This is a genomic window from Ferdinandcohnia sp. Marseille-Q9671, assembly GCF_976954385.1.
Genome location: NZ_CDRJTA010000001.1, coordinates 1,740,963 through 1,762,288, shown reverse-complemented (window position 1 = coordinate 1,762,288; position 21,326 = coordinate 1,740,963). Strand labels below are relative to the sequence as shown.

Below are 21,326 nucleotides of genomic sequence, written 5' to 3'. Positions count from 1 at the left end.
AAGTATCATTTGTCAAGGATACGTTAGAAAAAGTAACGACAAACATGTAGGTACCTAATCTAAGTTTGTCGAAAACGCTAGTAACGTGTAATTGTTTAAATGAATGTGCAATTCTATTGATATGTCACCACTTTACTCGTTTATTTAGGCCAGGAAACCTGTCCCCGTGTCCCATAATCTGTAGTGATTTTGCACTGATTTAGTAGAATAGGTACAATGTGGCATAAATTTTTACTCAGTTTTTGTAGATATTTGTAAATTCCTTGTTTATAATAACCTTTAGACTTAACTAACCGACAAACGATATACAGGAGGAAAAAATGGAAGAAACAATTAGTTTAAAAGAGATATTCCAGACGATACGAAAGCGTCTTTGGTTAATTACAATGATTACGGCTGTGGCGGTAGCAACAGTGGGTGTTGTTAGCTTCTTCTTTTTAACACCAGTCTATGAATCTTCTACTCAAATTCTAGTAAACCAAAAAGCCTCAGATCAACCATACTTAAACCAATCAGATATAAGAACGAATATAGACCTTATTAATACGTATAACGAAATTATTAAAACTCCTGCTATTTTGGATATTGTAAAGGAAGAGCTAAATCTAACTGAATCATTAGGTGATCTGATCACTGTTGGTAGTGCAAACAATACACAGTTAATGAAGCTTACCGTTCAACATACTGATCCAAAGATGGCGGTAGAAATTGCAAATACAACAGCTAACGTGTTTAAAGTGGAAATAGTAAAGCACATGAATGTTGACAATGTAAGTATTCTGTCACCTGCAGAACTTCCGGAAAATCCGTCGCCTGTTAAACCTAATCCTATGCTTAACATGGCAATTGCGCTAGTGGTGGGATTAATGGCAGGAGTAGGACTCTCATTCCTATTAGAATACCTAGATAATACGATCAAAACGGAACAGGATATTGAAAAATCACTGGGGCTGCCTGTATTAGGTGCAATTGCTCAAATTGATCTTGAAGCAGAAACTAGAAGTACGAATGAGCCAGGAAAACGGACGAGAGGAAGAGGTGATTCTCTTGGCGCGTAAAAAAAATCGAAAACAATTTCAGCAACAGAATCGTAGTTTAGTCACATTGGTGAACCCAAAATCACCAATTTCAGAACAATATCGTACAGTTCGTACGAATATCCAATTCTCCACAGTAGATGGGGACATGCGGACAATTATGGTCACATCTTCAGGACCAGGTGAAGGAAAATCAACAACGACTAATAATATTGCAGTTGTATTTGCGCAGCAAGGAAAAAAGGTATTATTAGTTGACTCTGACTTGCGAAAACCAACAGCCCATTATTCATTCCGAATAGATAACCATGTTGGATTAACGAATGTATTAACAAAGCAAGAAAAGCTTAAGAATGCAGTTAGAGACACAGACGAAAAAAATCTGTACGTTCTACCAAGTGGACCTATTCCCCCGAACCCAGCAGAGCTACTTGGCTCGAAGGCGATGGATGAGTTTTTGAACGAAGCGAAAGACCTTTTCGATATTATCATTTTTGACACACCTCCAGCACTGGCAGTAACAGATGCACAGGTTTTAGCTAATAAAACCGATGGTGTTGTGTTGGTGGTTAGTAGTGGTAGAACGGAAAATGAAGCAGCAATAAAAGCTAAAGATTTGCTTGTGAACGCAAGTGCCAAACTACTAGGGGTTGTCTTAAATAATAAAAAGATAACAGATAGTTCATATTATTATTACTATTCTCAAAAGTAAAAACTTTTAATAATTAGTTGGGAAAACAATCAAGAAAGGAAGTATTTATCACAGTAAATATTTCCTTTCTGCTATTTCGGCAACATTCGACAAATTTCCCCCGTTTCCTTGAAAATACTACTATGGTAGTATGAGATGTAAGCATTTTGGTAGAATAATTGTCGAAGAAAAAGAGGGAGTGATAGGTTATGATTGATATACATTGTCATATATTGCCACAACTTGATGACGGAGCAAAAGATTTCTCCGAAACAATTGCGATGGCAAAGAGAGCCAATGAAGAAGGAATAACAAAGATCATCGCGACTCCCCATTATAAACTACCAGAATATCGAAACTCAAAAGAGAATATCCTACAAACAGTTGAGATGGTAAATAGAGAATTAACTCAACGAAATATACCCCTTACCATACTACCAGGACAAGAACCCAGAATAGATGGTGATCTCCTAAAGGACTATAACAAAGGTGAAATCCTTTCATTAAATAATGGTGGGAAATACTTGTTTGTTGAGTTTCCTAGTGGACATGTACCTCGTTATGCAGAGCAGTTGTTATTTGATCTTCAGCTGAATGGACTTACGCCTGTTATTGTCCATCCTGAACGAAACAGTGAAATTATCGAAAATCCAGATTTGTTGTACAAGTTTGTGAAAAATGGAGCATGTACACAAATCACAACATCTAGTGTAACGGGTCACTTTGGAAAAAAAATCAAAAAGTTTACCCTACAATTAGTAGAATCAAATTTAACTCATTTCCTAGCATCTGATGCTCATAATCTATCAACGAGGCCATTTCGAATGAGAGCAGCATATGCTGAACTCGTAAAGGAATATGGAATTGCAGCAGAGTATTATTTTAAGGAAAATGCAGAGCTACTTGTTGAGGGCAAAACAATAATTAAAGACACACCAGATAGAATTAAACAAAAGAAGAAGTTATTTGGGTTATTTGGGTAAAGAGTGCACCTCCATATGAGTGTCTCTTTAGCCATTTATTATATATGTATACAGATATGAAAAAGTTTAAAAGTCACCATTAGTAGCATACAATTGTTCATTTGATAAAGTACGCATTGTAGATATGTTTGAAATGCGTACCTAGTAGTTTACTATAAGAAATTACTCTAAATATACCATTTCTGTTAAATGGTCATGGTGATGTTTCCTTACCACTATCAATGGAGATACTCGGTCTCACTGTGGGTGTTAATGCCTTAGACGCTAGTCGTCGATAGTGCGGTGTGAGGGTGGGTTTGATGCCCAATTTATGATTTGTAAGAATAGGTTTCTCCTATTCAAGAATAGTAGAAACCTATTCTTATAATTTTTAAGATTGAAAACATAAGGGGGGGAAGAAAGTGAAAAAAGTAAGAAAAGCAATAATACCTGCGGCAGGACTTGGAACAAGATTTCTACCTGCAACAAAAGCAATGCCGAAAGAAATGCTACCAATTGTAGATAAGCCGACGATTCAATACATAGTGGAAGAGGCTATTGAATCAGGAATAGAAGATATCATTATCGTAACCGGTAAAGGGAAACGATCAATTGAAGATCATTTTGATAACTCATTTGAACTAGAACAAAACTTATTAGAAAAAGAGAAGTTTGATTTACTAGAAAAGGTACAACAATCATCAAGTGTAGACATTCATTATATTCGTCAAAAAGAGCCAAAAGGCCTGGGGCATGCTGTATGGTGTGCAAGAAAGTTTATTGGGGACGAGCCGTTTGCGGTCTTACTAGGTGATGATATTGTACAAGCAGATACACCGTGTTTAAAACAGCTGATAAACGAGTATGACAATACGCTGTCTTCTGTAATCGGTGTTCAAACAGTTCCGGAAACTGAAACACATAGATACGGAATTATTGATCCATCATCTAACCAAGGTAGACGCTATCAGGTTAGTCGATTCGTTGAAAAGCCAAAAAAAGGTACTGCTCCATCAAATCTAGCAATTATGGGACGATATATATTAACTCCTGAAATCTTTATGTTCTTAGAACAACAGGAATTAGGTGCTGGTGGGGAAATCCAATTAACAGATGCGATTCAAAAACTAAACGAAATTCAAAGAGTATTTGCATATGACTTTGAAGGCGATCGTTATGATGTGGGAGAAAAAATCGGATTTATAAAAACCACAATTGAGTTTGCTTTACAAAATGAGGAATTACGCAAAGAAACATTGGGATTTATGAAACAAGTATTAAATAAGGAAAAGATAACAGATTATTAAGTGAAGGGGAATGTAGGGTGGCTGAATTAGCTAAAAGTGATATTATCAGCATATCTAACTCCCTTGTATTAAAAGAAAAGAAGGCATATACTTTTTCGAAACGTTTTATTGATGTTACTGGGGCTATCTTTGGTTTGTTAGTAACTAGTATTCTATTTTTAGTAGTAAGTATTGCTATTAAAATAGAAGATCCTAAAGGGCCGGTATTCTTTTCGCAAACAAGGGTTGGTAAAAATGGAGTAAAATTTAAAATGTATAAATTTCGTTCTATGATATCGAATGCAGAAGAAAAATTAGCGGAATTATTAAATTATAATGAAACGTCAGGTGCAATGTTTAAAATGAAAAATGACCCAAGAGTAACAAAAGTTGGGCGATTCATCCGAAAGACTAGTATAGACGAACTCCCTCAGTTATTTAATGTTCTAAAGGGAGATATGAGCTTGGTTGGCCCAAGGCCTCCATTGGTTAGAGAAGTTGATGTGTACACAGATTATCATAAACAACGCCTATTAGTTACACCAGGATGCACTGGACTATGGCAAATAAGTGGTAGAAGTAACGTCGGTTTTGAGGATATGGTAGAACTAGATTTACAATACATTCAAAAAAGATCAGTATTCGTTGATATAGGAATTATTTTACGTACTGTGTTGGTCTTATTTGGTTCGAAAGATGCGTTCTAATGGGAAAGGATGAAGGTGTATTATGAAAAAAAATGCAAAAATTTATATTGCTGGTCATAGAGGACTTGTGGGCTCTGCTATCTTACGTAAACTAGAGAAGGAAGGGTTTAAAAACCTTATATGCAAAACAAGTAGCGAACTGGATCTTAGAGATCCAATACAAGTCAATGCCTTCTTTGAAAAAGAGAAGGTGGAATATGTATTTTTAGCAGCCGCAAAGGTGGGCGGGATTGTTGCTAACAATGAATATCCAGCAGATTTTATTCGTGACAATCTAATGATTCAAACGAATGTCATTGATGCATCATATCGCAATGGTGTAACTAAATTATTATTCTTGGGTAGCACTTGTATTTATCCAAAAATGGCACCACAGCCACTTAAGGAAGAGTACCTTCTAACTGGTGAGCTAGAACCAACAAATGAACCATATGCGATAGCGAAAATTGCTGGCATCAAAATGTGTGAGTCATATAATCGTCAATATGGTACAAAATATATTTCAGCAATGCCTACAAACTTATATGGTGAGAATGATAACTTTGACCTTCATACCTCACATGTATTACCGGCGTTGATTCGAAAGTTTCATGAAGCTAAAGAAAATAATTCAGAATATGTAGAAGTATGGGGAACTGGTTCCCCCAAACGAGAGTTCTTATACTCTGATGACCTAGCAGATGCATGTGTATTCTTAATGAATAACTATGAAGGCAATGAAATTGTAAACATTGGTGTAGGAGATGATCTACCTATTGGTGAATTAGCTCAAAAAATTAAAGAGGTTGTGGGCTATAATGGGGAAATTCGATTTGATACCTCAAAACCAGACGGAACACCTCGCAAGCTCGTTGATGTAACTAGAATAAATAACCTAGGTTGGAAAGCTTCTACTTCATTAGAAGAAGGCTTAGAAAAAGCCTATAATTGGTTCTTACAAAACGAAAAAGAATTAGTGAAATAAAAATAAAACACATTTGGAGGATACAATGAAAAAAGCATTAATTACAGGGGTAACGGGTCAAGATGGCTCGTATTTAGCAGAATTTTTATTAGATAAGGGTTATGAGATTCACGGAGTTATTCGTCGTAGCTCATCTTACAATCAAGAACGACTAGAAGATCTTCTATCTGAAGAAGAAGCAGATCAATTATTAAACAATACAAACTTCCATCTACATTACGGAGATGTAACAGATGCTTTAAACATTACTCGTTTAATCGGTGAAATTCAACCTGATGAAATATATAACTTAGCTGCACAATCTCATGTGCGTGTATCATTTGACATGCCTGGTTATACATTAGATGTAGATGCAAAAGGCACATTAAATATATTAGAAGCTGTACGCATTTTAGGATTAACGGAAAAAACAAAAGTGTATCAAGCTTCAACTTCTGAATTATTCGGTAAAGTTCAAGAAGTACCACAAAAAGAAACGACACCATTTTACCCACGTTCACCATATGGTGTAGCGAAAATTTACGGTTTCTGGATTACAAAAAACTATCGTGAATCTTACGGAATGTTTGCGGTAAACGGAATTTTATTTAACCACGAATCAGAAAGACGAGGAGAAACATTTGTTACTCGTAAAATCACTCTTGCTGCCGCTCGTATTGCACAAGGAAAACAACAGAAACTAATGCTTGGAAATTTAGATTCTTTACGTGACTGGGGCTATGCGAAAGACTATGTAGAATGTATGTGGCTAATTCTTCAACATGAGAAACCAGAAGACTTTGTTATTGCTACTGGGGAAATGCATTCAGTACGTGAATTTGTGGAACTTGCATTTAAACATGTTGATATTGAAATAGAATGGACTGGTACTGGTGTTGAAGAAAAAGGAATTAACAAATCTACTGGTAAAGTTATCGTTGAAGTAGATCCGAAGTTTTTCCGGCCTGCTGAAGTGGAACAATTATTAGGAGACCCGACAAAAGCAAGGACGCTGTTAGGGTGGAACCCGACAAAAACTTCTTTTGAGAAATTGGTTTGTACGATGGTAGAAGCTGATTTAAAGAAAGTAACAAAAGAAAATAAAATTATTAGAATGTTTGATTAAGTATTTTTCCTAAGATAAATTTAAGCAATATATTAAGTGAGAATAAAATATTAAAATCGGACAAGTCAAAATTAAATACTAAGTTTTGGCTTGTTTAGCTCCTTGTTATCAAGATCTATGGATGGTAATTATATGACAAATAAAAATTTGATTTTTGATATTAAGATATCTGATGTAAATAGTACAGATGTATTAAACCAAATTGATAGCTTATTGCAGAATAATAATAATATTAATAATTATATATGTGTATCAAATGTTCATACTACAGTAATGAATAGCGAAAATCCAAAATTCAAGAAGATTAACAATGAATCATTTTTAAGTTTACCTGACGGAAAACCATTAGTTTGGTATTCAAAATTAATTAATAAAGCAAAGAATATTGAAAGGATCACTGGTCCTGATTTAATGAATCTAATATTTCTTGATAAGAGGTTTAAAGAATATACACATTATTTTTATGGCAGTACTGAAGAAAATCTCGAAAAACTTAATCAAATGTTAAAAGTAAAATATCCGGGAATAAAGATAGTAGGAATGTACTCCCCACCGTTTAGACCTCTTAGAGAAAAAGAAAATTTAGAAATTATCAATAGAATAAATGAGGTCGCTCCAAATTTTATATGGGTAGGGTTGGGAGCTCCTAAACAAGAAGTATGGATGTATGAGAATTATAAGTATATTAATAACTCAATTCTTATAGGGGTGGGGGCTGCATTTGCATACCATTCTGGTACATTAAAGAGAGCGCCAATGATTATGCAACAACTTGGATTAGAATGGTTTTATAGGTTGTTGCAAGAGCCCAAACGTCTTTTTAAAAGGTATTTAATCACAAATACTAAATTTATATTAAGAAGCTTAAAAAGTATATGCTTGATAATATTTAAAAAAAATGTTGGTGAAAAAGTATGAGTAACAGGGTAGGTATAGTTATACCTGTATTTAATAGGATAGAGGAAACGAGGCAATGTCTTGATTGTCTAAAAAAACAGACTTATCAGCACTTTGATATTATTATTTGTGATGATAACTCATCGGATAATACGAAAGAAGTATTAAAGAATGAATATCCATATGTTTATATAATAGAAGGAAATGGTGAGTTATGGTGGACTGGAGGAACTAACAAAGCAATAGAGTTTACTCTAGAAAATTTAAATGTTGATTATATTCTTACTCTAAATAATGATGTCTTAATTGATGAAAATTATTTAACTAGACTAATTGAAAGTGCAAGGAAATATCCAAATGCTATTATTGGCTCTTTGTCATTAACAAAGGAAGATAAACCTAAAATACTTTTCGGTGGTATCAAAAATATAAATTGGTTTTATTCTAAAATTGAAACCTTAAATGATAATTATGAGATTTATAATAAAAATGAACATAGGGGGATAGTAGAGAGCGAATACTTAATTGGAAGAGGAACGTTAATACCGGTAAATGTTATATACGATATCGGTCTTTTTAACTTTAAAAGCTTGCCCCACTATATGTCTGACACTGAATATAGCCTAAGAGCAAGTAAGAATGGGTATAAGTTATTATTAGACAGAGAAGCAGTTGTATACACAGTGCCAAACGAACTAATCGATAATACAGAATTGAACAAGAAATTATTCAAGGATTATTTCCTGAATAGAAGATCTCCCTTTCATTTGAAATCTAGGGTTAATTTTGCAGTATTACAATGTCCAAAAAGATATTTAATTACTTATATAATTTCAGATTTTTTAAGACTTGTTGTTTCATACTATAAAAACAAACATAAACAGAGGTGAAAATCATTGGATGTAGCATATTCAAAAAGAAATGTATCTAGGATACTTTTTATGCATTTTTTTAATAGGTTATTAAAAGTACCTAGACGCTTTAATAAATCAGGTGAAAGTTGGAGTAATATCTTACTTTACCCAATTATAAATGATAATAAAAATATGGGAGACGTATTAAATAGAATTTGTTGGTATCTACCAGATTTGAGTAACGTTAACGTCAAATTTGCAACAAGTATACCCAGTGCAACGAAATTAGGTGAATTTGTCCCTAGCTCCCAGAACAACTATCTAAAAGAGGAACTGATAAATAAACTTGATATTAAAAATGAGATAACAAATAGCGATATTATAGATTCTGATTGTATCCTATTATGGGATAAAAGAGCTTTAAAAGATCCTAAAATCATAAAAAACTTACCAAAAGTTTATATTGTTGATCCCACATTTTATTCTCATGAAGAGAGTGTAGTATATAGAGATGTCCTAAATAACACTCTTTCAAAATCTGCAAAAAATGATAATAGAGAAAAATACCTAAGTCGATATAAAGAGTTATTAACGATAGGAACTGAATATAAAAACGCAACTGTCTTTGGAACTGGACCTTCTATTGATAAGGCCTTTGATTATGGCTTTAATAAGAGTTTTAATATTATTTGTAATAGTATTGTGAAAAATGATGAATTACTAGAACATATTAGACCAAATGTTATAGTCTTTGCTGACCCTGTATTTCATTTCAGTCCATGTAATTATTCGGCAGAGTTTAGAAGATGCGTTTATAAGGCTGTAAAAAAATATAACACATATTGTATTATGCCTGAAAATAATGCTGAACTTTTCTCCGAGCATTTTCCAGAAATAGAGGAAAATGTTATCGGTATGCCTATAGTAAACAACATTAATTTTCCATCAAATACAAATTTCGGAGTTAAATCATCTGCAAATATCTTAACTCTATATATGTTACCAGTTGCCTCTTCTATAGCAGAAAACATCTATATTTTAGGTGCTGATGGAAGGCAAAAGAATGAAAAGTATTTTTGGAAACATAGTTCAATTGCTCAATTTGATGATTTAATGCAGTCAGTCTTTGAAACACACCCTTCATTTTTCAGAGATAGAATTTATAAAGACTATTATAATAAGCATGTTGATTATCTAACTTCATTAATTCATTATGGCGAAAGTAATGGCAAAAAATATTTTACATTAGGGAACACTTATATACCAGTCCTAAAGGAAAGACTGGCTAATAAAATAGAATAGAATATATAGTTGAGCATTCAAAACATAGTTTTAAATATTCAAAATAAAAGTAAGGGGTCTTCTATGGAAATTCCTAAAATTAGCATTATTACCCCATCTTTTAATCAAGGTGAGTTTTTAGAACAAACAATCTTATCTGTAATTAACCAGGGGTATTCAAATCTTGAATATATTATTATTGATGGAGGAAGTACTGATAATAGTGTAGATATAATAAAAAAATACAAAAAGTATATATCATATTGGGTAAGTGAACCAGATAGTGGGCATGCTGATGCTTTAAATAAAGGTTTTACTAAATCGACTGGCGAAATAATGGCGTGGATAAATTCAGACGATATTCTTTTTCCAAACACACTAGATTTAATATCGGAAATTTTTCGAGATAATATTAATATTAATTGGATAACTGGTTGCCCAACTCTCATTGATGAGAGTGGAAGGGTTGTCAGTACAAAAACAGTAGAATCGTGGAATCGATTGAAGGTGTTATCAGGAAATTATAGATGGATACAACAAGAATCTACCTTTTGGAGAAGAAACCTTTGGGAGAAATCTGGTGGATATGTAAATACTAATCTTAAATTGGCGTATGATCTCGATTTATGGTTAAGATACTTTAGATATGAGAAATTATATTCTATTAATACACTATTAGGTGCCTTTAGATTGAATAATAAACAAAAGTCGTACAATAACATGCAAGAATATTTGAATGAAGCCAATAACTTATTAAAAAGTGAATTGGATGGTAATGTTCCGCTCTATTTATATTTGAAGATATTGAAATACTTTTTTTATTTTAATGAAATTATTCGTTTTAGAAATAGGATATTTGATATAAATAAATTATTTGGATCACCAAACCAATTGGTATTCGATCGTAAAGATCAAAAATTTAAATAAAAGTAACATGATAGAATAATATTTTTAAAACTGATCATGCGTTTTAATTATTGCGAAGGGATGTATATGTATTACAATAATACAAAATATAAAATAACTAGAAAGCTCTTTTTAGTTTTAATAGTATTTACTTTTTCCGTCCTAATAGGATATTTGTCCTCTAAAACCGACTATTACCCTATTTTGCTTGGAATTTTAATTTTAGAAATCTTACTAATAAAGAGTTCTTTAATAATTTCAAAACCGATTTATATAATATATGGACTAGCAATTTTAGTTCCTTTTGAACACCAGTTATATATCCTAGGTCTAAACTTATTGGAAGTATATATTTTATTTCTACTAATAGTAGTTTTATTAAATTTGTTTATAACCAAACAAAATTATCATAATTTTAATCTTTCTAAATCACATTCTAAAACTTCTAAAGGACTACTTATATTAATAATGATTTTTGGGATTACTTCTATTATGAGTTATACACTTGGTTCACCTGGGGGTTATGTAGAGAGATTTATTATTACTGGAATTAAATTAGGGCTACCAATTTCTCTTGTTTTTATCGGGAATCGAATTATTCAAAATCAAAACCAAATGAACAGATTAATTAAGATTATTATTTACGTTACGACAATAATTGCGATAATTGGTATAATACAAACCCTCAGCAATGGACAATACCTTTCTGGTTTAATAACAAATTACCGTTATTTGGGACTATTTAATTTTATGAATAGTTACATTAATTTAGCAGATATCCAGCATATTAGAGCGTACGTTCCTGGGACGGATGTTTTTAGAGCGCACGGTTCATTTTTATCTCATAACTTTTACGCATCATATCTTGGGTTATTTATCCCTTTAACTGTGATTTGGTGCTTATGGCAAAAGGATATTAGAGTGAGGTTGTTTTATTTTTGTCTATTATTGATACAAATCTTAGCAGTTTATTTATCTTATTCAAGGGGCGGTTTATACACATTAGTGTTAACTGTTTTCTTAATATTTATATTCTGGAATCGGAATAAAAGACTTGGGCCTATCTTTGTAAAAGTTATATCTTCATTATTATTAATATTAATACTGATATCTGGTATTTTGGTAACATCCGATAATTCAAGTGTAAATGAAAGTAGGTATATTAATTTCGATTTTAATAATATGACGGAACTTACCGATAGATTTATTTTATGGGAGATCGCACTGACTTCTATTAAAGATAATCTGATCTTAGGAACTGGGCAAGATTATTTAGACCCTAGATTAACAAATTTTCTAGTTTTCGATAAAGTACCTGCACACAATATGTTTATAAATATAATTTATTCTAATGGATACTTAGGTTTTATTATTTTTTTCTTAGTTCTAATTTTAGTAATATCCAAAGGAATAAAAACCTATTTCAATAAAATTCCAAGTGAAAATGAGAGACTTATTATACTCGGTTTAATCAGTGGATTAATATGTTTTATAGGTAATGGAATGAAAGAAAGCTTACTAATAAATAACCATTTGTATATAAGCTTTTGGATGGTAATTATGATGATAATATGTCAAATAAAAATAATTTGTAAGGGGGATATTAATGAAAAAGGTGAATGCACTAGTTCCCATGAAAGGACATAGTGAAAGAGTACCAAGCAAGAATATTAGGTCGTTTGCAGGGGAACCTCTTTTTTACAAAATATTATCTACATTGACTGAATGTAATAATATTAATGATGTTTATATTGATACAGATAGCGAGCTAATTGCAAATTTAGCTTTGGAAAAATACGATGTTAAGATCATTGAAAGACCAGCTAAACTAATAGGAGACTTTGTTTCGATGAATGATATCATCAAGTATGATATATCACAAATCCAAGGAGAGTATTTTATACAAACACACTCTACAAATCCCTTATTAGAGTCAAAAACAGTAGACGGTGCTATAGAATATTTCTTTAAAAGTGAATTTGATTCATTATTTTCTGTAACTAGACTGCAGACTAGATTATATTTCGAAGATTTTTCGGCAATTAATCATAATCCTGAAGAATTATTAAGAACACAAGATCTTCCACCAGTTTATGAAGAAAACTCTAATTTTTATATATTTTCGAGAGATGCATTTAACCAAAAAAATACTAGAATTGGAATTAATCCTGGGATGTTCGAAGTCCCAAAGTTCGAAGCCCAAGATATTGATGAAGAATTTGACTTTTTAGTTGCAGAGTCTCTTTATAAGTTAAAAAATAAATTAAAGGTAGGGGTATAAAAATGTTAAAGCAAAAGCTTAAGAATAATGAGTTAACTTTAGGGTCTTGGATAACATTAGGACATTCATCAATAGCTGAGATAATGAGTCAAGCAGGCTTCGAATGGCTTGTAGTAGATATGGAACATAGCGTAATTTCACTTTCTGATGCACAAAGCTTAATACAAGTTATAGAACTATCAGGCGTCACTCCCTTGGTAAGAGTGGGAGTCAATGATGCAAATTTAATTAAAAGAGTAATGGATACAGGGGCTCATGGTGTCATCGTTCCATTGGTTAATACCAAAGAAGAAGCAGAGAAGGCGGTTGAGTCAGTAAAATATCCACCACTTGGTACTAGGGGAGTTGGTCTTGCTAGAGCAACTAAGTATGGGGCAAACTTTGAGGGGTATAAAAAATGGGTAAATGAAGAAAGTATTGTAATTGTCCAAATAGAGCATATAGATGGTGTAAATAATTTAGAGGAAATTCTAAGTGTTGAAGGTGTAGATGGCTTTATTATAGGACCATATGATTTATCAGGTTCATTAGGGGTTCCGGGGCAATTTGATCATCCATCTGTAATTGAAGCTTTAGATAGAGTGAAGTCAATATCGAAAAGAATGGGAAAAACCGCTGGATTCCATGTAGTTCCTACAAATGAAGATAGTACTCTTGAAAAAATAAAAGAGGGATATAATTTTATTGCTTATAGTATTGACGAATTATTCCTAGGTGATCGATGTAGAGAGGGTTTATCTAAAATAAAGCAAGGACTGTAGGAGTGAAAATATGGAAACTATCCTAATTACAACTTCATCCTTTGGAGTTGGAAGACCAGAGATATTTGATCAATTCATTGAACGTGGACTACATTTTGTGATAAATCCTTTTAAGCGCAAGCTTACGGAAGATGAGTTGCTTGAGCTTATTAAGAAGTATAATCCTATTGGGCTTATCGCGGGGACTGAGCCGATTACGCGAAAAGTGCTTAGTAATGCAACTAATTTAAAATCAATTTCAAGATGCGGCGTTGGTAAAGATAATGTTGATATTGCATATGCTGAAAGTAAAGGCATATCTGTGACTATAACGCCTAATGCACCCACACCGGCAGTAAAAGAATTAACAATTGGCCTTATGTTTGATGGAATCAGAAAAATTGGTCAAAGTGACCGTTCAATAAGAAATGGAGTATGGGTTAAAAAACAAGGTAAACTTCTAAGTCATCAGACTGTAGGAATAGTTGGGTTGGGGAAAATAGGTAAAGAGGTTGCGGAATTCTCTAGTATATTCGGATGTAGAGTTCTTGGTTATGACGTTGTAGATGAGGGGCTAGACTTTATTGAATATGTAACGCTAGAAAAATTATTTGCTGATTCAGATATTATATCTTTACATGTTCCTAATCTTGAAGAGACAGCTAATATGATTAATAGAACTTCTCTTTCTATGATGAAGAAGGATGTTCTTCTAATAAATGCTGCAAGAGGAGAATTAGTAAATGAGGAGGATTTATACGAATGGTTAATAGATAATCCTTCTGCTTATGCTTGTTTAGATACTTTTAAAGTAGAACCTTATCATGGCAAATTAAGAGAACTAGATAATATAACCCTAACAACTCATATAGGTTCAAATGCGAAAGAATCCAGAGCGATTATGGAACAAGAATCTGTAGAAAATTTATTAAAAAATCTATATTAGGAGAAGTAAAGTGCCAAAAATAATTGGAATAGGACCTCATTACAGGTGTTTATTAAAAAGTAAAGAAATAAGCTTTAATGCTAGACCAATACTATTTATGAAACCATTACAAAGTGTAATTCATTCGAAGGAATCCATTATTATTCCAAAGGATGCTGAACAGGTTCTTGCAGAAGTCGAGGTTGCAATAAGAATAGATAAAACTATAAGAAATATTTCTGAACAAGAAGTAATCGATTTAAACGTTATTAATGGATATGCTATTGCAAATGATCTAACTGCTTTTGGAGTTAATGTATATGGTAATGGTAAAATATATGATACTTTTACACCTTTGGGAGACTTTATAGAAATAGAACATCCAACTGAAATTACTATTTCAAGTTATCTAAATAATGTTCAAAAGCAATGTTCTAGTACCTTACAAATGAGTTTATCTTTCGAAAAAATAGTTTCCTATTTCTCATCAATAGTAACATTAGAAAAAGGGGACATAATTTTAACTGGTACACCAGCTGGACCTTTTGAGATAAAATCAGGTGATGTTGTAGAAGTTAGTAGTCCGCAACTGGGCTCAGTAATTAATGAGGTAAAGAGTGAGTAGAAAAAAGATTATGTTTTAGAAATGATTATTAAGTAATTCAAACATTAAGGACTCAAAGAGGATCTTACTAAATTAATTAGCTAAATCCAAACCAATTATTAATTTTGATATTCATATAGAATATGAGGACCACCAACGAAGGGGCCACTTTTATGTGGCCTTCCTTTTTTTAAAAATTAAGATAGCTATTGTTAAGAGGTTGAATTAAATTGATAAGAAATACATTAGTTTATATGATAGGTGCAATGCTCCCAAAAGCAGTAGCCTTTTTATTATTACCCATATACACAATATATTTGTCACCAGAGGATTATGGGATAATTTCGACAATAAATGCTACAGCCTCTGTAATTATTATATTCTTTCTTTTAGGAATACAATCTTCTTCTACCAGATTATATTATGATTATTCTGAGGAAAAAGACCGAAATGCTATGTTAGGTCTAATGTTTATTATTATTGTTATAACAAGTTTGACTTTTACGATAATTCTATTTGTTTTCAGAAAAAGTATCTCGACCGTTTTGCTTCCAAATATGGAAGATAATACGTTATATATATATCTTCTAATTATTGCATTCTTAAGTATATTCCCTATTTTGCCAAACACTGCACTACGTGTTAAAGAAAAGCCATATAGCTTTGTTTTTTATAACTTAATACAATCATTAATCTTTATAGCCTTAAATATTTACTTTGTTGTTATTGTGGAAGAAGGGGCTAACGGTACTTTAAAGGCTATTATTATTAGCTCACTAATAATGGCTATTATTTTCTCTACATTTATGATTAAATATGTCAAATCATTAACAAAGGAATTTTTAAACTTAAGTAAGATAAAGGGAATATTGATATTTTCTTTTCCTTTTATAATCCACTTATTATCTTGGTCAGTATTAAGTGTAAGTGACAGAATCATGCTAGCAAAGTTTAGTACATTAGACCAAGTTGGTATTTATTCTCTCGGTTCACAATTTATGATGATAATAACTATAGTGGTAACATCTTTAAATCAAGCCATTACACCTAATTTATTGAGAAAATATCATGATAATAATGCATTAGAACAAAGGTTCATGAATAAAATTATTATTTCAAGCTTAGTATTAATAGGATTGATAGGTATTGTTTTTAACCTTATTTTGGAACCATTGATTTATTTTATGTCAGATGATATGTATCATGTAGACTATGAATTTGTAGACTTTTTGATAATCTCTGCATTGTTTCATACGGCTTATCTATATGTAGTGGTACCACTATTTATTAATAAAAAATCTCTTTCAATTTCAGTAATAACTGGTCTTTCAGCTTTAGCAAACATTCTATTAAATTATATATCTATAGAAGAATATGGAATCCTTGGAGTAGCCATTGCGACCTGCATATCAAAAAGTTTGATGTTTTTAGGAGTTTTCTTTACTTCAAAGAAGGAATATGTCGGTTACAAGTATCCATTACTTCTAACATTCCTTATTATTTCTATTTTTTCAATTATTATATTTCTAAATTAGGAGGAAATACTATGTTCAAAGCTATTTTATTTGATTTTGATGGTGTTATTTGTGAATCGGTAAATATAAAGTCCCAAGCCTTTAGAGAGATGTTTATGAAATATGGGAATGATATTGCTAACAAAGTTGTAACGTATCATGAAAGTAACGGTGGAATATCTCGATTTGAAAAATTCAAACATTATTACAATAATTTTCTCAATCAAGAAATAAATCAACAGGAATTACAAATACTAGGAGAAGAATTTTCAAACCTTGTTTTTCAAAAAGTGATAGATAGTGATTTTGTTAAAGGTGCATTTGAATTTATTTCAAATCATTATATGGACTATAAGTTCTTTATAGTAACAGGAACTCCACAAGAAGAAATAATAAAAATATGTGATGAGAGAGAATTGTCGAAGTACTTTATAGAGATATTAGGTTCACCTTTAAATAAGTCAACAATTATAAATAATATATTGAAAGAATATAATTATAACAAAAATGAAGTAGTAATGGTTGGTGATGCTATGACTGATTTTACTGCTGCTTCAGAAACTGATGTTCCATTTATTGGGAGAGTGGCACATGATAATCCATTTCCACTAGGTACAACTTTAATTGATGATTTAATTAATCTCAATCAAGTTTTATCTGAGAAATCAAAATCTACTGATTTAATAGTTGTAAGTTAAGTATCTAGCATCTACTGAAAGGAGAATAATTAATGAAATTAGTACTACTCTCTGGGGGTTCTGGTAAAAGACTTTGGCCATTATCAAATGATACTCGTTCTAAACAGTTTCTTAAGGTGTTAGAGTCGGATAATAATGGAAAACAATCTATGGTTCAACGAGTATGGAGTCAATTAGAAGCAGTAAATTTATCTGATTCAGCAATAATTGCTACCTCTAAAATGCAAAGAGATATGATTCATGGTCAACTTGGGACAGATGTACCTCTGATCATTGAACCTGAGCGTAGAGATACGTTTCCAGCCATTGCCTTAGCAACATCTTATTTATACTCAATAGAAAATAGGCCTGAGGATGAAGTAGTAGTAGTATTACCAGTAGATCCTTATGTTGAGAATAGCTTTTTTGAAAGAATAAAAGACTTGGAACAGATTCTACTTAATTCAGATGCTGATTTAGCATTAATTGGTGTAAATCCAACGTATCCATCCTCTAAGTATGGTTATATTGTTCCTAAGAAACAGAGCGATGTGGAGAGCTACTTGGCGGTTGATCACTTTACTGAGAAACCAAGTGAAGATAAAGCTCAATCGTTAATTGATAATAATGCGTTATGGAACTGTGGTGTCTTTGCTTTTAAACTTGGTTATCTAGTAAATATTCTAGTAGATAAAGGTTTACCACTTCATTTTGATCAATTATCAAGCAAATATTCAGATTTACCAAAAATAAGTTTTGACTATGAAGTAGTTGAAAAGGCTAGCAAAATTGTAGTACTTCCATATGATGGTTATTGGAAAGATCTTGGAACTTGGAATACTCTTACAGAAGAGATGGCAACAAAACAAATTGGAAAAGGTATAATGAGTAATGATTCATCTAATACACACCTGATAAATGAGCTGGATATACCTATAACTGTGTTGGGTGTAAAAGATATTGTTGTAGCAGCTAGCCCAGATGGGATATTAGTTTCAGATAAGGCATCTAGTCCGCAAATTAAAGAATTGATTAGCGATATTAAACAGCCACCTATGTACGAGGAACGGATTTGGGGTTGGTCAAGAACTTTAGATTATGCTAAATATGATAATGGACAAGAAATGGTGACAAAACGTATATGCATTAATGAAGGTAAAAATTCAACTTATCATTATCATAATCTTCGAGATGAGGTTTGGACAATTGTTAAAGGTGAAGGTGAAATCGCTCTAAATGACAATATCCATAGGGTAAAAGCAGGAGATATCATACATTTACCTGCTGGAAAAAGACATGGCATATATGCTCTAACAGATCTTGAATTTATTGAGGTCCAAACAGGCTTTGAAATTAGTAATGAGGATTTCACTCGTTTATATTTTTATTGGGATGAAGTCACTGAACATTTTAAAAGGTCGAAATCCAAGGTTATTCTATAAGAAGAAGCTTCTGTTATTCTATTTCCTATTGTGGTAGATTGTAATGATCTAAGTAATTTATATATAATAAAATAAATTTGATTTGGGAAAGGATTAACTCTTTCCCAATTTTTCTTTGTAGGGGAGATATAAAAAATGAAGACGATTGCTTACTATATTTCAGAATATGGTTTTGGGCATGTTGCCAGAAGCATTGCTATTATCCGTAAGTTACTTGAGATAAAGAAGGATATCAGACTTATTGTTTGTCATTCATCTTCTTTGGATCTTTTGAAAAGTTCTTTAAATGATCCAAGAATTGTTTTTAGGAAGGTTCAAACCGATATAGGCTTTTATTTGATGGATGGTTCCATTGAGCCTGATTTGAATCGAATGAATACTGAGTATAATAAGTTTTTGATTAATTGGAATCCTACAATCAATATCGAAAAATCATTTCTTACATCTAATCATGTAGACTTTTTGTTATCAGATATCTCTCCGCAAGCACTTGAAGCTGCTTATCAATTGGGTATTCCCTCTATTGGAATCTCAAACTTCACATGGTACACCGCATACCAAAGTCTCATAGAAGAACCACTCTTAGAACCATTAAAACAGGCATATGAAAAAATGACATATTTCTTTGCTCTCGCCGGTAGTAGAGAACCTACTTGGACCTGTCGCAAACAAGATTATGGATTTTATTCAAGGGAATTTGATTGGATTGAAGTCGAAAAGATAAAAAAGGAAGTAAATCCAATCGGTACTAAAAAGATTGTATTCTTTGGATTAGGTATGAAGATGGATCTTGAGGATATTGAGAAACTACCAATATGGAATAGCCCAGAGATTGCTTTTATTGTTTCTTCAAATATACGTGTTAACAAATCTAATGTTTTTAGCATCCCGGAAGACTATATAGAATCACAAAATTATATCGCTGCATCGGATTTAGTTGTAACAAAAGCAGGATGGGGTACTGTTAGTGAATCAGTTTGTTCTAGAACTCCATTATTAATTGTAGATAGAAAGTCCATGAAGGAGGATCAAAACACAATCTCCTATTTAAAAGAACATGGGCTATGTGAAACGATTACTTGGGAGGTACTTCTCAAGTTAAAGATAGATAATGAGTTTATCGTTAAAATAGGAAAAAATATTAAAGTGGGTCCGGTTTCAAATGATGCAGAGGAGATAGCTAAGAATATTATAAGTATAATGAATTTAAAGCAATAAAGTTAATAAAGGAATAAGTTTGATAATCATGGAACAATAATGATCATTTTATTATATTAAAGGTGATTAAATATTATCATAGGGTGGAATATACCAAGTTTCTAATACAATAATATAAGAGATATTCATAGATTTATAGGCTATTAATAACGGCTGAAAGCGTTATAATACAGGTGGAAAGATTATATTTATTAAATTTACGTTGGACAACTATTTTAGATGAAATTAAGCATTTAATAGATAGGTAAAGTAAAGGAAGTGCAATTAATAATGAAACAACCAATTTTCCTAACTCCGCAATTCCAAGAACGAATCTGGGGTGGCACCAAGCTACGAACTGAATTTGGATATCAAATAGAATCAGATTTAACTGGTGAGTGTTGGGCGGTTTCTGCTCATTTTAATGGACAGAGTATTGTGAGTCAAGGACCATTTGAGGGAATACGACTAGGTGAATTATGGAAAGAGCACCGTAATTTATTTGGAAATCTTGAAGGGGATACATTCCCATTACTTACAAAGATTCTAGATGCAAACAATGACTTGTCAGTTCAAGTCCATCCTAATGATGAGTATGCGAATGTAAATGAAAATGGTGAGCTAGGTAAAACTGAATGCTGGTACGTCATCGATTGTGAAGAAGATGCCGAGATTATCTTTGGGCATACGGCGCAAACGAAGGAAGAGTTAGTCAGCTTGATTGAGAACGGTGAATGGGGTACTCTACTTCGTCGAGTAAAGGTTAAGCCAGGAGATTTCTTTTATGTGCCAAGTGGAACAATCCATGCTCTTTGCTCAGGTGTTCTCATCTTGGAAACGCAGCAAAGCTCTGATACCACATACCGTGTGTATGACTATGACCGTGTTGATCAAAATGGAAACAAACGTGACTTACACATTCAAAAATCAATTGATGTTACTACAGTTCCACATGAAGATAGTACTGTAGAACCTAGCACTGAACAAATCCCAGGAGCTACTATTATCACCTTCGTAAGAGAAGAATACTTCTCTGTGTATAAATGGAATATAAGTGAATCGGCATCTTTCAATCAGGATAAGCCATTCCTTATTTGTAGTGTCCTGCATGGGACTGGAATAATTGTGACCACAGAAGGAAGCTTTTCAATCGAGAAAGGATCACACTTTATCTTACCTGCTAGCCTAGGAAACTTTGAATTAAAAGGGAACCTTCAACTCATAGTTTCACATCCATAAGAAGACTATTAATAGAA

Annotated in this window: 21 protein-coding genes; all 21 read left to right on the top strand. The window is 32.3% G+C overall.

The window, feature by feature from the left end; all coding sequences use genetic code 11:
• Positions 1–320: 320 nt before the first annotated feature.
• Complete coding sequence (locus tag ACWNMY_RS08960; protein WP_449537885.1) at positions 321–1,058, top strand: YveK family protein; 738 nt, start codon at positions 321–323, stop codon at positions 1,056–1,058.
• Positions 1,009–1,749, top strand: coding sequence for a CpsD/CapB family tyrosine-protein kinase (locus ACWNMY_RS08955; RefSeq protein WP_449537884.1), 741 nt, complete (start codon positions 1,009–1,011; stop codon positions 1,747–1,749). Before ACWNMY_RS08960 ends, ACWNMY_RS08955 begins: the two co-directional genes overlap by 50 nt.
• 188 nt (positions 1,750–1,937) lie before the next feature.
• Positions 1,938–2,711: a tyrosine-protein phosphatase gene (locus tag ACWNMY_RS08950; protein ID WP_449537883.1), complete on the top strand. Its 774-nt coding sequence runs from the start codon at positions 1,938–1,940 to the stop codon at positions 2,709–2,711.
• A 401-nt stretch (positions 2,712–3,112) separates the two neighbouring features.
• Positions 3,113–3,997, top strand: a complete 885-nt coding sequence (gene galU, locus ACWNMY_RS08945; RefSeq protein ID WP_449537882.1) for a UTP--glucose-1-phosphate uridylyltransferase GalU — start codon at positions 3,113–3,115, stop codon at positions 3,995–3,997.
• 41 nt (positions 3,998–4,038) lie between these two features.
• Positions 4,039–4,683 carry a sugar transferase gene (locus ACWNMY_RS08940; protein WP_449538422.1) on the top strand — a complete coding sequence of 215 codons (645 nt, stop codon included), beginning with the start codon at positions 4,039–4,041 and terminating at the stop codon, positions 4,681–4,683.
• A gap of 22 nt (positions 4,684–4,705) precedes the next feature.
• A complete protein-coding gene (gene fcl, locus ACWNMY_RS08935) occupies positions 4,706–5,647 on the top strand; it encodes a GDP-L-fucose synthase (RefSeq protein ID WP_449537881.1) in 942 nt (313 codons plus the stop codon).
• Between the two features lie 25 nt (positions 5,648–5,672).
• Complete coding sequence (gene gmd / locus ACWNMY_RS08930) at positions 5,673–6,752, top strand: GDP-mannose 4,6-dehydratase (protein WP_449537880.1); 1,080 nt, start codon at positions 5,673–5,675, stop codon at positions 6,750–6,752.
• A 132-nt stretch (positions 6,753–6,884) separates the two neighbouring features.
• Entirely contained in the window at positions 6,885–7,670 is a 786-nt protein-coding gene (locus tag ACWNMY_RS08925) for a WecB/TagA/CpsF family glycosyltransferase (RefSeq protein WP_449537879.1), read from the top strand.
• Positions 7,667–8,539 carry a glycosyltransferase family 2 protein gene (locus ACWNMY_RS08920; RefSeq protein WP_449537878.1) on the top strand — a complete coding sequence of 291 codons (873 nt, stop codon included), beginning with the start codon at positions 7,667–7,669 and terminating at the stop codon, positions 8,537–8,539. Before ACWNMY_RS08925 ends, ACWNMY_RS08920 begins: the two co-directional genes overlap by 4 nt.
• Before the next feature lie 6 nt (positions 8,540–8,545).
• Positions 8,546–9,805: a hypothetical protein gene (locus ACWNMY_RS08915; RefSeq protein ID WP_449537877.1), complete on the top strand. Its 1,260-nt coding sequence runs from the start codon at positions 8,546–8,548 to the stop codon at positions 9,803–9,805.
• A 63-nt stretch (positions 9,806–9,868) separates the two neighbouring features.
• Positions 9,869–10,711, top strand: a complete 843-nt coding sequence (locus ACWNMY_RS08910; RefSeq protein WP_449537876.1) for a glycosyltransferase family 2 protein — start codon at positions 9,869–9,871, stop codon at positions 10,709–10,711.
• Positions 10,712–10,777: 66 nt separating this feature from the next.
• On the top strand, positions 10,778–12,337 hold the full coding sequence (locus tag ACWNMY_RS08905; RefSeq protein ID WP_449537875.1) for an O-antigen ligase family protein: 1,560 nt from the start codon (positions 10,778–10,780) through the stop codon (positions 12,335–12,337).
• Complete coding sequence (locus tag ACWNMY_RS08900; RefSeq protein ID WP_449537874.1) at positions 12,297–12,971, top strand: acylneuraminate cytidylyltransferase family protein; 675 nt, start codon at positions 12,297–12,299, stop codon at positions 12,969–12,971. The genes ACWNMY_RS08905 and ACWNMY_RS08900 overlap by 41 nt, the downstream gene beginning before the upstream one ends.
• 2 nt (positions 12,972–12,973) lie before the next feature.
• Positions 12,974–13,732: an HpcH/HpaI aldolase family protein gene (locus ACWNMY_RS08895; protein ID WP_449537873.1), complete on the top strand. Its 759-nt coding sequence runs from the start codon at positions 12,974–12,976 to the stop codon at positions 13,730–13,732.
• Positions 13,733–13,742: 10 nt separating this feature from the next.
• Positions 13,743–14,657, top strand: a complete 915-nt coding sequence (locus tag ACWNMY_RS08890) for a phosphoglycerate dehydrogenase (RefSeq protein ID WP_449537872.1) — start codon at positions 13,743–13,745, stop codon at positions 14,655–14,657.
• Positions 14,658–14,667: 10 nt separating this feature from the next.
• Positions 14,668–15,261, top strand: a complete 594-nt coding sequence (locus ACWNMY_RS08885; protein WP_449537871.1) for a fumarylacetoacetate hydrolase family protein — start codon at positions 14,668–14,670, stop codon at positions 15,259–15,261.
• A gap of 209 nt (positions 15,262–15,470) precedes the next feature.
• Positions 15,471–16,775: a lipopolysaccharide biosynthesis protein gene (locus ACWNMY_RS08880; protein ID WP_449537870.1), complete on the top strand. Its 1,305-nt coding sequence runs from the start codon at positions 15,471–15,473 to the stop codon at positions 16,773–16,775.
• A gap of 11 nt (positions 16,776–16,786) precedes the next feature.
• The gene (locus ACWNMY_RS08875) at positions 16,787–17,452 is read left to right on the top strand and encodes an HAD family hydrolase (RefSeq protein WP_449537869.1); all 666 of its coding nucleotides are present in this window, start codon (positions 16,787–16,789) and stop codon (positions 17,450–17,452) included.
• Between the two features lie 32 nt (positions 17,453–17,484).
• Positions 17,485–18,873 (top strand): sugar phosphate nucleotidyltransferase, encoded by a 1,389-nt coding sequence (locus ACWNMY_RS08870; protein ID WP_449537868.1) that lies wholly within the window; start codon positions 17,485–17,487, stop codon positions 18,871–18,873.
• Positions 18,874–19,008: 135 nt separating this feature from the next.
• Positions 19,009–20,091 carry a glycosyltransferase gene (locus tag ACWNMY_RS08865; protein ID WP_449537867.1) on the top strand — a complete coding sequence of 361 codons (1,083 nt, stop codon included), beginning with the start codon at positions 19,009–19,011 and terminating at the stop codon, positions 20,089–20,091.
• A gap of 270 nt (positions 20,092–20,361) precedes the next feature.
• Positions 20,362–21,309, top strand: a complete 948-nt coding sequence (gene manA / locus ACWNMY_RS08860) for a mannose-6-phosphate isomerase, class I (protein ID WP_449537866.1) — start codon at positions 20,362–20,364, stop codon at positions 21,307–21,309.
• The last annotated feature ends 17 nt before the right edge of the window (positions 21,310–21,326 follow it).

Coding starts and splice junctions, on each gene's coding strand:
- ACWNMY_RS08925 (WP_449537879.1), top strand. CDS start 6,885: ATGACAAATAAAAATTTGATTTTTGATATTAAGATATCTGATGTAAAT.
- ACWNMY_RS08875 (WP_449537869.1), top strand. CDS start 16,787: ATGTTCAAAGCTATTTTATTTGATTTTGATGGTGTTATTTGTGAATCG.
- ACWNMY_RS08895 (WP_449537873.1), top strand. CDS start 12,974: ATGTTAAAGCAAAAGCTTAAGAATAATGAGTTAACTTTAGGGTCTTGG.
- ACWNMY_RS08950 (WP_449537883.1), top strand. CDS start 1,938: ATGATTGATATACATTGTCATATATTGCCACAACTTGATGACGGAGCA.
- ACWNMY_RS08910 (WP_449537876.1), top strand. CDS start 9,869: ATGGAAATTCCTAAAATTAGCATTATTACCCCATCTTTTAATCAAGGT.
- ACWNMY_RS08870 (WP_449537868.1), top strand. CDS start 17,485: ATGAAATTAGTACTACTCTCTGGGGGTTCTGGTAAAAGACTTTGGCCA.
- ACWNMY_RS08960 (WP_449537885.1), top strand. CDS start 321: ATGGAAGAAACAATTAGTTTAAAAGAGATATTCCAGACGATACGAAAG.
- ACWNMY_RS08890 (WP_449537872.1), top strand. CDS start 13,743: ATGGAAACTATCCTAATTACAACTTCATCCTTTGGAGTTGGAAGACCA.
- ACWNMY_RS08900 (WP_449537874.1), top strand. CDS start 12,297: ATGAAAAAGGTGAATGCACTAGTTCCCATGAAAGGACATAGTGAAAGA.
- ACWNMY_RS08955 (WP_449537884.1), top strand. CDS start 1,009: ATGAGCCAGGAAAACGGACGAGAGGAAGAGGTGATTCTCTTGGCGCGT.
- ACWNMY_RS08920 (WP_449537878.1), top strand. CDS start 7,667: ATGAGTAACAGGGTAGGTATAGTTATACCTGTATTTAATAGGATAGAG.
- gmd (WP_449537880.1), top strand. CDS start 5,673: ATGAAAAAAGCATTAATTACAGGGGTAACGGGTCAAGATGGCTCGTAT.
- ACWNMY_RS08865 (WP_449537867.1), top strand. CDS start 19,009: ATGAAGACGATTGCTTACTATATTTCAGAATATGGTTTTGGGCATGTT.
- fcl (WP_449537881.1), top strand. CDS start 4,706: ATGAAAAAAAATGCAAAAATTTATATTGCTGGTCATAGAGGACTTGTG.
- manA (WP_449537866.1), top strand. CDS start 20,362: ATGAAACAACCAATTTTCCTAACTCCGCAATTCCAAGAACGAATCTGG.
- ACWNMY_RS08905 (WP_449537875.1), top strand. CDS start 10,778: ATGTATTACAATAATACAAAATATAAAATAACTAGAAAGCTCTTTTTA.